At 73.6% G+C, this 14,302-nt stretch carries 14 protein-coding genes; 10 read left to right on the top strand and 4 right to left on the bottom strand.

Going from position 1 to position 14,302, the window contains the following annotated elements:
- Positions 1–339: 339 nt before the first annotated feature.
- Entirely contained in the window at positions 340–1,041 is a 702-nt protein-coding gene (locus tag ACF08M_RS40175) for a tetratricopeptide repeat protein (protein ID WP_392190261.1), read from the top strand.
- A gap of 60 nt (positions 1,042–1,101) precedes the next feature.
- Here ACF08M_RS40175 and ACF08M_RS40170 read toward each other — a convergent pair whose 3' ends face one another.
- Positions 1,102–2,379 carry a DUF1015 family protein gene (locus ACF08M_RS40170; RefSeq protein WP_392190260.1) on the bottom strand — a complete coding sequence of 426 codons (1,278 nt, stop codon included), beginning with the start codon at positions 2,377–2,379 and terminating at the stop codon, positions 1,102–1,104.
- A 71-nt stretch (positions 2,380–2,450) separates the two neighbouring features.
- Here ACF08M_RS40170 and ACF08M_RS40165 point away from each other — a divergent pair, with 71 nt between their 5' ends.
- Together ACF08M_RS40165 and ACF08M_RS40160 are read left to right on the top strand one after the other, a co-directional pair.
- Positions 2,451–3,479 (top strand): HAD hydrolase-like protein, encoded by a 1,029-nt coding sequence (locus ACF08M_RS40165; RefSeq protein WP_392190259.1) that lies wholly within the window; start codon positions 2,451–2,453, stop codon positions 3,477–3,479.
- 228 nt (positions 3,480–3,707) lie between these two features.
- Entirely contained in the window at positions 3,708–4,520 is an 813-nt protein-coding gene (locus tag ACF08M_RS40160; RefSeq protein ID WP_392190258.1) for an ABC transporter ATP-binding protein, read from the top strand.
- 61 nt (positions 4,521–4,581) lie between these two features.
- On the opposite strand, the gene ACF08M_RS40155 is transcribed toward ACF08M_RS40160, so the two are convergent.
- Positions 4,582–4,929, bottom strand: a complete 348-nt coding sequence (locus tag ACF08M_RS40155; RefSeq protein WP_392190257.1) for an SCP2 sterol-binding domain-containing protein — start codon at positions 4,927–4,929, stop codon at positions 4,582–4,584.
- A 43-nt stretch (positions 4,930–4,972) separates the two neighbouring features.
- Between ACF08M_RS40155 and ACF08M_RS40150 the strand changes: the two genes are divergently transcribed.
- The 6 genes from ACF08M_RS40150 (at position 4,973) to ACF08M_RS40125 (ending at position 11,087) form a co-directional block, all read left to right on the top strand.
- Entirely contained in the window at positions 4,973–5,344 is a 372-nt protein-coding gene (locus ACF08M_RS40150; protein WP_392190256.1) for a hypothetical protein, read from the top strand.
- A 7-nt stretch (positions 5,345–5,351) separates the two neighbouring features.
- Complete coding sequence (locus tag ACF08M_RS40145) at positions 5,352–6,167, top strand: TlyA family RNA methyltransferase (protein ID WP_392190255.1); 816 nt, start codon at positions 5,352–5,354, stop codon at positions 6,165–6,167.
- Positions 6,164–7,069: an NAD kinase gene (locus ACF08M_RS40140; RefSeq protein WP_392190254.1), complete on the top strand. Its 906-nt coding sequence runs from the start codon at positions 6,164–6,166 to the stop codon at positions 7,067–7,069. Before ACF08M_RS40145 ends, ACF08M_RS40140 begins: the two co-directional genes overlap by 4 nt.
- Positions 7,070–7,177: 108 nt before the next feature.
- Entirely contained in the window at positions 7,178–8,923 is a 1,746-nt protein-coding gene (gene recN, locus ACF08M_RS40135; protein ID WP_392190253.1) for a DNA repair protein RecN, read from the top strand.
- A gap of 128 nt (positions 8,924–9,051) precedes the next feature.
- Positions 9,052–9,804: a hypothetical protein gene (locus tag ACF08M_RS40130; protein WP_392190252.1), complete on the top strand. Its 753-nt coding sequence runs from the start codon at positions 9,052–9,054 to the stop codon at positions 9,802–9,804.
- Positions 9,805–9,989: 185 nt separating this feature from the next.
- Entirely contained in the window at positions 9,990–11,087 is a 1,098-nt protein-coding gene (locus ACF08M_RS40125; RefSeq protein ID WP_392190251.1) for a glycosyltransferase family 4 protein, read from the top strand.
- Between the two features lie 28 nt (positions 11,088–11,115).
- On the opposite strand, the gene ACF08M_RS40120 is transcribed toward ACF08M_RS40125, so the two are convergent.
- Entirely contained in the window at positions 11,116–12,741 is a 1,626-nt protein-coding gene (locus ACF08M_RS40120) for a PucR family transcriptional regulator (RefSeq protein WP_392190250.1), read from the bottom strand.
- A gap of 284 nt (positions 12,742–13,025) precedes the next feature.
- Here ACF08M_RS40120 and ACF08M_RS40115 point away from each other — a divergent pair, with 284 nt between their 5' ends.
- Complete coding sequence (locus ACF08M_RS40115; RefSeq protein WP_392190249.1) at positions 13,026–13,907, top strand: sulfurtransferase; 882 nt, start codon at positions 13,026–13,028, stop codon at positions 13,905–13,907.
- Between the two features lie 134 nt (positions 13,908–14,041).
- Here ACF08M_RS40115 and ACF08M_RS40110 read toward each other — a convergent pair.
- A partial coding sequence (locus ACF08M_RS40110; protein WP_392190248.1) for a glycoside hydrolase family 15 protein occupies positions 14,042–14,302 on the bottom strand: 261 nt, incomplete at its 5' end.

Raw genomic sequence — 14,302 nt, 5'->3', positions numbered from 1 at the left:
CGGGATGACGATCGGGGCGGGCGTTCCGGTGGCGGGTTCGAGCGTCGGGACGACCGGCCGCGTGGACCGCGCCGTGACGACGACAGCCGAGGCGGTGGCTTCCGTCGCGACGACAGCCGCGGTGGTGGCTCCGGCGGCGGGTTCCGCCGGGACGACAGCCGTGGCGGTGGCTACCGCGGGCAGCGTGACGACCGTGGTGGCCGGGGTGGTTACCGCGGGCGTGACGACCGTGGTGGGTACGAGCGGCGCGACGACCGGGACCGTGAGCCCATCAAGCGGCTTCCGATTCCTGACGACGTCACCGGTGACGAGATCGACAAGGACGTGCGGCAGGAGCTGATGAGCCTGCCGAAGACCCTGGCCGAGGATGTTGCCAGGAACCTCGTCATGGTGGCGCGGCTGATCGACGAGGACCCCGAGCAGGCGTACGCGTACTCGCGGATCGCCCTGCGGCTGGCCTCACGGGTCGCAGCCGTGCGTGAGGCGGCCGGGTTCGCCGCGTACGCGACGCAGAAGTACTCGGAAGCGCTGGCGGAGTTCCGGGCGGCGAAGCGGATGACCGGTTCCGTGGAGCTGTGGCCCGTCATGGCGGACTGCGAGCGTGGCCTCGGGCGGCCCGAGCGGGCGATGGCGATGGCCGGCGAGCCCGAGGTGCAGAAGCTGGACAAGGCCGGCCAGGTCGAGATGCGTCTGGTGGCTGCGGGAGCCCGCAGGGACATGGGGCAGATCGACGCCGCCATCGTCACGCTGCAGAGCTCCGAGCTCGCCTCCAATGCCGTGCACCCGTGGACTCCGCGGCTGCGGTACGCGTACGCGGACGCGCTGTTGGCGGCGGGGCGCGAGGACGAGGCGCGGGAGTGGTTCGGGAAGGCGCTGGAGGCCGACAAGGACGGCGCCACCGATGCCTCGGACCGTCTCGCCGAGCTGGACGGTGTCGAGTTCGTCGACGCCCTCGGCGAGGACGAGGACGAGGACGAGAGCAGGAACGATGCCGCAGATGACGGCGAGCGCACGGGCGAGGACGGTCCGTCCGAGGCGTGAGGCATGAGAGAGGGCGGCACCCCTTCCGGGGTGCCGCCCTCTTTCTCGTTGCCGGGTGCGTCAGTCGAGGGTGAGGCTCCGCAGGACCAGGCCGGTGGCGGGCTTGGGGCCGAAGGAGGTCGACTTGCGGGGCATGGTGACGCCCTGTCGGGCGAGGTCACGGACGACTTCCTCGCGTACCGGATGCATCAGGACCGCCGTGGCGTTGTGACGTTCGGCCTGTTCGACGGCGGCCGCGGCGTCGTGGATGTACGCGATGTGATCCGGGGCGTCGGGGATCTGCCAGACGTGGTCGAGCAGAGCCGCGTGCAGGACCGTCGCGTCGAGGGTCTGCCAGGCGGTCGGACGGTCGGCCGGAATCGTACGGTGCAGAAGTCCGGCGTCGGGGCGGTCGACGAGGTGGAAGCCGCCGTCGCCCGCGAGCAGGAACGCGTTGCCCTCGGCGGCCGCCTCGGCGAGTGCCGCCATGGCTTCGGGAAGCGTGCTCTCGATGTCGCGGATGCGGAAGAGGCCGGCCAGTGAGGCGAGGGCGTCGTCGATGGGGAGGCGGTGCAGCAGCCGGTGGATGGCGCGGACCCTGAGCGGGTAGCGGCGCGTGTCCACGAGCAGGACCAGGCCGAAGTCCCAGGGGCCGGGCGCGGAGTGCTCCCGCTGGAGGCGGAGATAGGTGGCCCAGCGGTGGTGGCCGTCGGCGATCAGGGCCTGGTAGTGGGCGAGATCGGTCTCGATCTCGGCCCGGTCGGCCGCGTCGGTGACCGCCCAGAGGCGGTGGCTGTGGCCGTCCTCGGTGGTGGTGGCGAGCAGTGGCGGGCGATCTACGGTCCGTTCGATGACGGCGGTCGCGCCCGTGACGTCACCGTCGCTCCGGTAGGTGAGCAGCAGCGGTTCGAGGTGGGCGGCCGTGGTGCGCATCAGGTTGGCCCGGTCCTCGACGACATGGGCCATCACGTCCTCGTGCGGCAGGACTATGCCGTCGGCGGGGGAGGAGAGCGCCAGCGCGCCGACGATGCCGCGTTGCAGGATCTCGGCGTCACGCTGCTCGTAGACGTACAGCGCGGGCTCGGAATCGGGGGCGAGGACGCCCTCGGCCAGCCAGCGGTTCAGGGTCTCGGCGGCCTGCGCGTGGCGGGCCGCGGCGGTGTCGGCCTGCGGCAGGATCAGCCGCACGATGTTGTGGGGATCCGCCGATTCCAGGTGGTGCAGCCCGTCGGGACGCACCACGACGTCGTACGGCGGTGAGGTCACCGCGGCGAGACTGCCGACCCGCTCGGGGACGTATCGCAGCCCACGGAACGGGATCAGACGCAGTCCCCGACCGGCCGGACCTGATGTGTTCATTTCTGCATGGTATGTGCGCGGGCGGGATGCGCGATGATCGGGACAGAAGCATGGGACGAGGAGCGCAAAGAATGAGTCAGGCGAGCAGGACCAGGCCGGGCGGCAGCAGCACCGCTTTGAGCGAGGGGTACGACACGGCGCTGCTCGATCTGGACGGGGTGGTGTACGCGGGCGGTCACGCGATCGTCCACGCCGTCGACTCGCTGGGGGCGGCCCGGGACAGTGGGATGCACCTGGCGTACGTGACCAACAACGCCCTGCGGACCCCGGCCGCGGTGGCCGAGCACCTGACCGAACTCGGTGTCCCGGCCGAGCCCGCCGACGTGATCACCTCGGCGCAGGCGGTGGCCCGGCTGATGGCCGATCAGCTGCCCGCCGGGGCACGGGTGCTGGTGGTGGGCGGCGAGGGGCTGCGCGTCGCGCTGCGGGAGCGCGGCCTGGTGCCGGTGGAATCGGCGGACGACGAGCCGGCCGCGGTGGCGCAGGGGTACGGCGGGCCCGACATGGCATGGGGGCGGTTCGCCGAGGCGGCGTACGCGATCGCGCGAGGGGTGCCGTGGTTCGCGTCCAACACGGATCTGACGATTCCGAGCGCCCGGGGGATCGCGCCGGGGAACGGTGCGGCGGTGGAGGTGGTACGGATCGCGACCGGGGCCGAGCCGCAGGTCGCCGGGAAGCCGTTGCCGCCGATGCACCGGGAGACGGTGCTGCGGACCGGGGCCGAACGCCCGCTGGTGGTGGGGGACCGGCTGGACACGGACATCGAAGGGGCGTTCAACGGCGGTGTGGACTCCCTGCTGGTGCTCACCGGGGTGACGGACGCGGCGCAGTTGGTGGCCGCCGGGCCGAAGCGCCGGCCGACCTATGTGGATGCGGATCTGCGGGGACTGCTGACCGGGCAGCCCGAGGTGACGCGGACGGGCGACGCATTCGGCTGTCGTGGCTGGACGGCTTCGGTGCACGGTGACGGCCTGGTACTGGAAGGGGACGGGGACCCGCTCGACGGGCTGCGGGCGCTCTGCGGGGCGGCATGGTCGTACGCCGGAGACGGCTCGTGCGGGCTGGACAGCGGGAAGGCGGTCGCCAGGCTGGGGCTGTAGAGCGGGAGGCTCCCGGCGGGCCGGGCCCAGCCGGGAGGCTCCCGGCGGGAGGCCCGGCCCAGAAAAAGGTGGGAGAGGGTAGGCTAGCCTAACTTTGTTCCGTGTGGGGGGGCGTCTTCCGAGTGGTCGGGTGGCTGTGTGCCGGGCGACCCGGGCCGGCCCCGCCCGCCGCTCGTACCGAAGGGCGGCCCTCGCACCCGATCGCCACCGACTTCGGGAGTTACGACCATGCAGCGCCTCACCGCGGACTCGGTGACCCTCGGCTACGACCAGCGGGTCATCGCGGAGAATCTCTCGGTCGAGATCCCCGACAACTCGTTCACGGTGATCGTCGGCCCCAACGCCTGTGGCAAGTCGACCCTCCTGCGCGCGCTCTCACGGATGCTGAAGCCGCACAGCGGGCGGGTGCTCCTGGACGGCCGGACGATCCATGGGGTGCCCGCGAAGAAGGTCGCCAAGACGCTGGGGCTGCTGCCGCAGTCCTCCATCGCGCCGGACGGCATCACGGTCGCCGACCTCGTGGGGCGCGGCCGGTACCCGCACCAGGGGCTGCTGCGTCAGTGGTCGCGGGACGACGAGCACATTGTCGAGGAATCGATGGCGGCGACCGGAGTCGGTGCGCTCGCCGATCGCTATGTCGATGAATTGTCCGGCGGGCAGCGGCAGCGGGTCTGGATCGCCATGGCGCTTGCCCAGCAGACGCCGCTGCTGCTGCTCGACGAGCCGACGACGTACCTCGACATCCAGCACCAGATCGATGTCCTCGACCTCTGCGCCGAGCTGCACGAGACGCAGGGGCGCACGCTGGTGGCCGTTCTGCACGACCTGAATCACGCCGCGCGGTACGCCACGCACCTCATCGCGATGCGGCAGGGCGAGGTGATCGCCGAGGGGGCGCCGGTCGAGGTCGTCACCGCGGAGCTCGTGGAGCGGGTCTTCGGGCTGCGCTGTCAGGTCATCGACGATCCGGAGACCGGAACGCCGCTGGTGGTGCCGGCCGCGCGCAGATCCTGGAGCGGCGGGGCGGGTGTGCGGGGCTAAGGGCTCGACCGAGCTGACACCGGCCCGGGCCGGGACGGCCGGGAGGCGGCCCGTCCCGCGGCTACAACAGCGCCCGGAGTCTCAGCAGATCACGGAAGCCGGCCTCCAGCCGGACCCGGCCGGAACCCCACGCCTTGGCGAAGTTCAGCTCGCCGTCCACCATCGCCACCAGATCGTCGCCGGTCATCGCGAGCCGGATCTCGGCCTTCTCCCGGGGCGGGCCCTCGACCGTGTCCAGGACCTGGATCCGGCCATTGGCCAGCCGGCCAGTGAAGGTGACGCCGAGATCCTTGATGTGGCAGCTGAGAGAGCGGTCGAGGGCGGCCGCGCTGCGCACGTCGCCGTCGGCCCCCGCGAGGTTGTCGGAAAGTTTGTCGAGTGCGCTGCGGCACTCCGCCATGGTCGCCATCGTGATCGACGGTACCGCAGCCCTTCGCGGTAGCGTTTCCCGCATGAGCGACTCGATGCCGGGGCCCGGGACGGCGGCCGCAACAGCGCCCGGAGCGGCGCCCTCGGAGGTGGCGGAGGCCCCGTCCGCGCAAGACCCGTCCGGCGTTGACGCGGCCCCGGATCCGGCCGCCGCGCACCCTCCCGGCCCCGCCGCACCCACGCCCCTGGGCATCGGACGCACCCCCACCGGCGACGCAGAGGTCGACGCGCGGCTGGAGCGTCTCGCGGATGCGGACCACCTCCCGGCGGACGGACACATCGAGGTGTACGAGGATGTACACGGCGGGCTGCGTGACGCGCTGACCGCGCTGGATGCCAGGCCCGCCCCCGCACCGGTACCCGCACCGGTGCCCTCGTACGACAACAGGAGCTGAACCGAACGTGGCAGGAGTGGCACGACGCCGCCTCGACGCCGAGCTGGTACGCCGTAAGCTCGCCCGCTCGCGCGAGCATGCGAGCCAGCTGATCGCCGCGGGGCGGGTGACCGTCGGCGGCAACACCGCGACCAAACCAGCCACCCAGGTCGAGACCAGCGCCGCGGTCGTCGTGATCAAGGACGACAGCGACCCCGAGTACGTCTCGCGCGGCGGGCACAAACTCGCGGGCGCCCTCGCCGCCTTCGTGCCCCTCGGGCTGACGGTCGAGGGGCGGCGGGCACTGGACGCCGGTGCCTCGACCGGAGGTTTCACCGACGTACTGCTGCGGGCCGGAGCCGGCCATGTCGTCGCTGTCGACGTCGGCTACGGGCAGCTCGCCTGGTCCCTCCAGTCCGATGAGCGCGTCACCGTCAAGGACCGGACCAACGTACGGGAGTTGACTCTGGAGGCCATCGACGGAGCGCCGGTGGACCTGGTGGTCGGCGATCTGTCGTTCATCCCGCTGGGTCTCGTCCTGCCCGCCCTGGCGCGCTGCGCGGCCCCGGGCGCGGACCTGGTCCTCATGGTCAAGCCGCAGTTCGAGGTCGGCAAGGAGCGGCTCGGCAGCGGCGGTGTGGTGCGCAGCCCCGAGCTGCGGGCGGAAGCGGTACGGGAGGTGGCGCGGCGGGCCTGGGCGCTGGGCCTCGGAGTGCGGGGGGTGACGGCGAGCCCGCTGCCGGGGCCCTCGGGAAATGTCGAGTACTTTCTCTGGCTGCGGGCCGGAGCACCTGAGCTGGATCCCGCGGATGTCGACCGTGCAGTGGCGGAGGGGCCTCGTTGACGACGAATGCGGCACGAACTGTCTTTCTTCTGGCACACACCGGCCGCCCGGCCGCTATCCGCAGCGCCGAGCTGGTCGTCCAGGGACTGCTGCGCAATGGCCTCGGCGTACGGGTGCTGGCCACCGAGGCGGCCGATCTGCCGCTGCCGCCGTCCGTCGAGACGGTCACGGACAGCACGCCGGCGGCGGTGGACGGCTGTGAGCTGCTGGTCGTGCTCGGCGGGGACGGGACGCTGCTGCGCGGCGCCGGGCTCTCCCGGGCCTCCGGAGTGCCGATGCTCGGTGTCAACCTCGGCCGGGTCGGCTTCCTCGCCGAGGCCGAGCGCGACGACCTGGACAAGGTCGTCGACCGGGTCGTGACCCGGGCGTACCAGGTCGAGGAACGCATGACCCTGGATGTCGTCGTGCGCAGCAACGGCGACATCGTCCACACCGACTGGGCGCTCAACGAAGCGGCCGTGCAGAAGGTGTCGCCCGAACGGATGCTGGAGGTCGTCCTGGAGATCGACGGCCGACCGGTCACCGGGTTCGGCTGCGACGGGATCGTCTGTGCGACCCCGACCGGATCGACCGCCTATGCCTTCTCGGCGGGCGGTCCCGTCGTCTGGCCCGAGGTCGAGGCGCTGCTGATGGTGCCGATCAGCGCCCACGCGTTGTTCGCCAAGCCCCTGGTGACCTCGCCGCACTCGGTGCTCGCCGTCGAGGTCCAGCAGCACACCCCGCACGGAGTGCTGTGGTGCGACGGCCGCAGGACCGTGGAACTGCCCGCGGGCGCGCGGGTCGAGGTGCGGCGCGGTGCGGTGCCCGTACGCCTCGCGCGGCTGCACCACGCCTCGTTCACGGACCGGCTGGTGGCGAAGTTCGCACTGCCCGTCTCGGGGTGGCGGGGCGCGCCGCACTGACCGGCGGACATTGTCCCGGAGACGGTGCGCAGGCTCCAGGAGCACACGGGAGAGTGAACCCCGAGGGGCGGGGTCCGTCGCACATCGGGGCCCGGACCTCGTAAGGTCATGTCCGTGTTGGAGGAGATGCGGATACGGTCGCTCGGGGTCATCGACGACGCGGTGGTCGAGCTGTCGCCCGGTTTCACCGCGGTGACGGGCGAGACCGGCGCGGGCAAGACGATGGTCGTCACCAGCCTGGGGCTGCTGCTCGGCGGGCGTGCCGATCCCGCCCTGGTACGGATCGGGGCCAAGGCCGCGGTCGTCGAGGGGCGGATCACGGTGTCCGGCGGTGACACCGTGGCCCTGCGGGCCGAGGAGGCCGGGGCCGAATTCGACGACGGCGCGCTGCTGATCAGCCGTACCGTTTCCGCGGAGGGGCGCTCCCGGGCGCATCTGGGCGGCAGATCCGTGCCGGTGGGGGTGCTCGCGGAGCTCGCCGACGAACTCGTCGCCGTGCACGGCCAGACCGACCAGCAGGGGTTGCTCAAGCCCGCGCGGCAGCGGCAGGCACTCGACCGGTACGCGGGCGACGGTGTCGCCGCGCCGCACGCGAAGTACACGGCGGCGTACCAGCGGCTGCGGGCCGTCGTCACGGAGCTCGACGAGCTGACGACGCGTGCCCGCGAACGCACCCAGGAAGCGGATCTGCTGCGCTTCGGGCTGGGCGAGATCGCCGCGGTCGAACCACTGGCGGGCGAGGACGCCGACCTGGCCGCCGAGGCCGGGCGGCTCGGCCATGCCGAAGCGCTCGCCTCCGCGGCGGCCCTCGCGCACACCGCGCTCGCGGGCAACCCGGAGGACCCCGAGGGCGTCGACGCGACGACCGTGGTCGCGGCCGCCGGGCGGTCCCTGGACGCCGTACGCGCCCACGATCCGGCGCTCGCCGCGCTCGCCGACCGGATCGGCGAGATCTCGATCCTGCTCGCCGACGTGGCGGGCGAACTGGCCGGGTACGCCGACCAGCTGGATGCCGATCCACTGCGGCTCGCCGCGGTGGAGGAGCGCCGCGCCGCAATCACCGGACTCACCCGTAAGTACGGCGAGGACATCACCGCCGTGCTCGCCTGGGCCGAGGAGGGAGCCGCCCGGCTCACCGAGCTGGAGGGCGACGACGACCGCATCGGCGAGCTGACGGCGGAGCGCGACGCGCTGCGCGCCGAACTCTCCGGCCTCGGGCAGGCGCTGACCGACGCGCGTACGGGGGCGGCGGAGCGGTTCGCCGAGGCGGTGACCGCGGAGCTGGGCTCCCTGGCCATGCCGCACGCCCGGGTCTCCTTCGGCATCCGGCAGACCGAGGCGGCCGACGAGGCGTCCGGCATCGAGATCGGCGGGCGGAGCGTGGTCTACGGGCCGTCCGGCGCCGACGAGGTCGAGCTGCTGCTCGCCCCGCACCCCGGTGCGCAGCCGCGGCCGATCGCCAAGGGCGCGTCGGGCGGTGAGCTGTCCCGGGTGATGCTCGCCGTCGAGGTGGTCTTCGCCGGCTCCGATCCGGTACCCACGTACCTCTTCGACGAGGTCGACGCGGGGGTCGGCGGCAAGGCCGCCGTCGAGGTCGGCCGACGGCTCGCGAAGCTGGCCAGGTCCGCGCAGGTCGTCGTCGTGACGCACCTGCCCCAGGTGGCGGCCTTCGCCGACCGGCAGCTGCTGGTCGAGAAGACGGTCGACGGGGCGGTGACCAGCAGCGGGGTCACGGTCCTGGAGGGCGAGGACCGGGTACGGGAGCTGTCCCGGATGCTCGCGGGCCAGGAGGACTCGCAGACGGCACGCGCCCACGCGGAGGAGCTGCTGGCCGCGGCGCGGGCGGACGGGTAGCGGACGCCGCGAGGCCGCCCCGCGTGCGGGCGCGCTCCGGGCGGGCCCGCGCTTCGGGCCCGCCCGGAGACCTGCGGACGGAACGACCGCCGGACGGGCCGGGCGGACCGGCGCGTAGCCTGACCCGCATGGGAGCAGCATTCAGCGGGGCCGCCGTGGCCGCAGCCGTCGCGGGGGGTGTGTACCGGGCACTGCGGACCCGGCCGCGCGGACGCTGGCAGCGCACCAACTACGCGGGCCGCACCGTCGATCTGTACGCGGGGCCGGCCGTCGCTCTCGGCGCGGCGGCCGGAACGGCCGTTCTGCCCCTGCCGGCCCGTACCAGATGCGCCGCCGTGCTGGCCGTGCTCGCGGCGGGCGGCTGCGGCGCGTACGACGACCTCGCCGGTGCGGACGACCCGCGCCGCGGGTTCCGTGCCCACCTGGGAGCGCTGCGGGACGGTGCGGTGACCAGTGGTGCGGTGAAGCTGTTCGGGATCGGAGCGGCCGGGCTCGTGGCCGGTGCGCTGCTCAAGGAGCGGCCCGTCGACCGGATTCTCGCCGGGGCGGTGATCGCGGGGACCGCGCACCTCGTCAATCTGACGGATGTACGGCCCGCCGCGGCCGCCGCCACCGTATTCGCCCTCGGGGCCCCGGGCCTGCCGGCCGGCGCGCTCACTGCCGCACCGATGGGGGCCGTGGCAGCCCTCGTCGCCGACGACCTGGGGCAGCGCACCATGATCGGGGACACCGGGGCCCACGCCCTGGGCGCCGCGGTCGGCGTCGCCGTCGTCGCGGGCCGCGGCCGGGCCGGGCTCGTCGCCCACGCGGCGGGGCTCGTCGCGGCGACGGTGTACGGGGACCGGGTCAGCCGTTTCGCCCGGCTGCTGTCGGAGCGCTGACGGGAGGCGGGGCGCGCGCACGCGGCAACATCGCTCCGCCTCATCACCCGTGCGAGTGGTACGCCGCGCCCGGTTGCTGCGGCCCGCACCGGGGCAGTGGCCGGACTGTGCCGGAACGTGCGTACGGACTGGCATCCTTGGCGGTGCCATTTACCCCGACTCGGGACCCCCGGGAGCCATTCAACGTGTCACAGCTGCGTACGGTCCAAGTCCTGGGCGGCGGCAGCGCGGGCAGCAGCGCCCACGTCAGCTCGCTGGCCGCGGGGCTGGTGGCGAGAGGCGTGCACGTCACCGTCTGTGCCCCGGCCGAACTGGACCACGCCTACGAATTCTCCGGTACGGGCGCCGGGTTCACCCCCGTACCCCGGCGCAGCGATCCCGCGGCCGTCGCCGCGCTGCGCGCCGCCTGCCTGACGGCGGACGTGGTTCACGCGCACGGTCTGCACGCCGCCGTGCGCGCCGCCCTCGCGCTCGGCGGCAGGCGTGTGCCGCTGGTCGTCACCTGGCACGCCCGAGCCCACGCCGAAGGCGCCCGCGTCCGGCTGCTCCACCTGATGGAGCGAAGGGCGGCCCGGGCGGCGGCGGTTGTGCTCGGTACGACATCGGAGCTGGTCGACCGGGCGCGACACCGAGGCGCGCGCGATGCCCGGCTCTCGCCGGTCTCCGCCCCGGTGGCGCGCCCGGCCGCCCCCGTCGACGAGGACAAGGCACGCGCCGAACTCGGTGCGGTGGGAAGGCCGTTGATCGTGTCGTACGGGAGTCTCGTACCGCATCACGGGTATGGCATGTTGCTCGATGCCGCACGGGTGTGGCGCGAACTCGCCCCGGCACCGCTGCTGATCATCGCGGGGGAGGGGCGGGAACGGGCCGTCCTGCAGCGCCGGATCAAGGACGAGGAACTGCCCGTACGGATCGTCGGGGACCGCGACGACATCGCGGAACTCCTCGCCGTCGCCGACCTGGCCGTGCTGTCCAGCCGCTGGGAGGCACGCTCGGTGCTGGCCCAGGAGGCACTGCGGCTCGGCGTTCCGCTGGTCGCCACCGCGGTCGGAGGGGTGCCCGAACTCGTGGGGGATGCGGCGGAACTCGTACCGTACGGGAACGCGGAGGCGCTCGCGCGGACGGTGGTCAGACTGCTCGGCGATCCGGAGCGGCGTGCGGAGCTGGTGGCCGCGGGGTGGGCGCAGGCCGCGAGTTGGCCGACGGAGGACGACACGATCGCCCAGGTGCTCAGCGTCTACGACGAGCTGACGCAGCCGTTGGCGGCAGCCCGGACACGGTGAACGGGCCGCTCGCCGGACGGGGCCGGGGCTACGACGTGTGACGCCTGGCGCGGAGGGCCAGGCTCAGGGCCAGGACGGCCTGGGGGTCGTCCAGGTCGGTGCCGAGCAGCTCACCGATGCGGGCCAGCCGGTTGTACAGCGTCTGGCGGTTCAGATGCAGTTCGCGTGCCGTCTCCGCCTTGCGGCCCGCGTGGGCGAGATACGTTTCCAGTGTCGGCAGCAGCGGAGGGCGTGAGGTGCGGTCGTGATCGCGCAGCGGACCGATCGCCCGGTCCACGAACGCCGCCAGATCCGGGTGGTCCCGCAGCCGCCACAGCAGCAGATCGATGTCCAGGCGCCGGGCGTCGTACCACGGCCGGTCGGCGAGGCCGTGCGCGGCCGTCGCCGTCTCCGCGGCGTGCCGCAGCCCCGCCCCGGCCGCCGCCCAGCCGCCCGCCACGCCCACCACCACGACCGGTGGGTGCGATCCGGCCCGCTCCAGACCGGCCCGCTCCACACCGGCGCGCAGCGCTGCCGCGACCCGGTCCGCGACCGCCGTGCGCTCCGTCTCGGACCGCAGCCCCAGCAGCACCGGAACCCGGCCCTCCACGGGCCGCACACCGAGCAGCACCGGTACCCCCACCGACGAGAGCTCCTCCAGCACCGCCCGCGCCAGCAGCGCCCAGTTCCCCGACACGGACAACTCGGGAGCCAGCCGCATCACGACCGGCAGCAGCGGCATCTCACCCGGCTTGAAGCCCAGTACGCGGGCCTGCGCGGGCGCGTCCTCCGGCGTGATCCGGCCCTCCGCGAGATCCGTCAGGAAGTCGCCCCGGCCGCGCGCCGCGAGCTCCTCCTCCTGGCGGGCCTGCATCAGCACGACGGCGAGAATCCCGGCCGCCCGCTCCGCCGCCATCCGGTGCACGGTCACCAGCGGCCCGGACACGGCCAGCAGCACCAGCCTGGCCCGCACCGAACCGGTCCCCGGGCCGCCGCCCGGCACATCCACCAGCACCGAACCGGCGGGCGGCGACTCGCGGGCCGCCCGGTCGCCGCGCATCCCTTCCCACACCTGGAGCGGATCGGCACAGACCGGGCCGGACGCGGGCCCCGCGGCATACAGCAACTGGCCGTCCGCCGTCTCCAGGAAGACCGGATTGGCCGCGAAGTCCGCGAGGATGCCCAGCACCTGGGGTACTCCACCACCGCCGAGCAGCGCCTCCGTGCACCGCCGGTGCACGTCCTCGGCCTGCCGCAGCAGCGCGTAGTGACCGTTGACGATCTCGGTGTGGATCTCCTCGGTCACCGTCACGAACGGCACCTCGCGGTGCAACTGCACCAGCGGCAGACCGGCCGCGCGTGCAGCGTCCACGATCGAGGCGGGCAGCCTGCTGAAGCGCGGTCCGAGCTCCACCACCAGGGCGGCGATCTGGCGGTCGGCGAGCCTGCGGACGAAGGCGCGCTGCTCGGCGGGGCGGGTACCGAGCCCCAGGCCGGTGGTGAGCAACAGCTCGCCGCCCTTGAGCAGCGAAGCGATGTTCGGGACCTCGCCCGCGTGCACCCAGCGCACCGTACGGTTCAGCCGGTCGGTGCCGGCCACCACCTCCGGGAGCCCGCTGCGCAGCCCGGGCAGCTCAAGGGCCCGCTGCACGGTGATTCCGCCTTGCGTCTCCACTGGCTCTGGCCTCGCGCTTCCACTCGGGTCGGGCGGGTAGTCGCCCTGATTCAGGAAGGTACCGGCCCGGGGCGCGGGAGGCGTCGTCGGGGAGCCGTCGGGGGAGTCCGTGGCCGGGGCGCCGGACCGCCGCTTTCGGTCTGCCGGGGGCCTCGGACCGCTGTTGACAGGGGTCGATGGCCGCTGCGATCTTGTGACCGCCGCACGGTCCGGGCACGAGGGCGAAGCGGTACGCCATCCCGGAACCCGACCGGGCCCGGCCCGGACCCCGACCTGGAGCAGACGTGAGCGACGACGTAACGGCGTACGCACACCGGGAGGACCTTCCCGGCCCGCTGGTCGGGACCGACTGGCTCGCGGCGCGGCTCGGCTCGCCCGGGCTGGTGGTCCTCGACGCCTCCGTGGGCGCCCACCGGGGCCCGGGGCAGTGGATTTCGGGAGCGCGGCCCTTCGACATCGACGGGGCGCTGTCCGACCACTCGGGGCCGCTGCCCCACACGATGCCCGACGCCGGCCGGTTCACCGGCGAGCTGCGCGCCCTCGGGGTCCACGACGCCGACACCGTCGTCGTCTACGACCGCGTGGGCATCTACTCCAGCGCGCGGGCCTGGTGGATGCTGCGCGCGATGGGCTTCGACCGGGCCGCGGTGCTCGACGGCGGCCTGCCCGCCTGGGCCGACGCCGGGCTGCCGCTGGAGAACGACCCTCCCGCGCCCGGTGCGGCACCTGGCGATTTCACCGCCCGGCCGCGTGCGGGGCTGGTCGTCGGCAGCGGCGAGGTGACCGCTGCCCTGGCCGATCCCGGCGCGGTCGTCCTCGACGCCCGGTCGAGGGAGAGGTTCTCCGGCGCGGTCGCCGAGCCGCGGCCGGGGTTGCGCGCCGGCCATATGCCGGGGGCGGTCAATCTGCCCTTCGGCGAGCTCCAGCGCGCCGGCCGGATGCGCCCGGCGGACGAGCTGCGCGCCGAGTTCGCCGCCCTCGTGGGGGAGCGGGAGCGGCTGTTCTTCAGCTGCGGATCGGGTGTCACCGCCTGCGTCCTGACACTGGGGGCCGCGCTTGCGGGGTACCGCGAACTGGCCGTGTACGACGGCTCCTGGAGTGAATGGGGGCTGCCCTCGGAGCTGCCCGTCGTGACCGGTGCGGAGAGCGGTGGACCGCGGCGCTGACGCCGCACCATGTGCGACTGCCGGAGGGTGCTCGCCGCCCCCGCGGGTGCCCACGTCCTGCTTGTCCGGACGGAGTACGGAGAGGGGCGGGCCACCGTGCACGCGGTGGCCCGCCCCTCTCCCGCTCGCCGGGGTCAGCCGACGTACGCCCCGCTCGCCGTCAGGCGCAGTGCCGTGTCGATCAGCGGCACATGGCTGAAGGCCTGGGGGAAGTTCCCCACCTGGCGCTGGAGCCGGGGATCCCACTCCTCCGCGAGCAGGCCCAGGTCGTTGCGCAGGGACAGCAGCCGCTCGAAGAGACGGCGTGCCTCGTCGACCCGGCCGATCATCGCCAGGTCGTCGGCCAGCCAGAAGGAGCAGGCCAGGAACGCGCCCTCGTCGCCCTCCAGGCCGTC

This window comes from Streptomyces sp. NPDC015032, from assembly GCF_043080425.1.
Taxonomy (GTDB): domain Bacteria; phylum Actinomycetota; class Actinomycetes; order Streptomycetales; family Streptomycetaceae; genus Streptomyces.
Note: the sequence above shows the minus strand (reverse complement) of the source record. Positions and strands in the feature narration are given on the sequence as shown.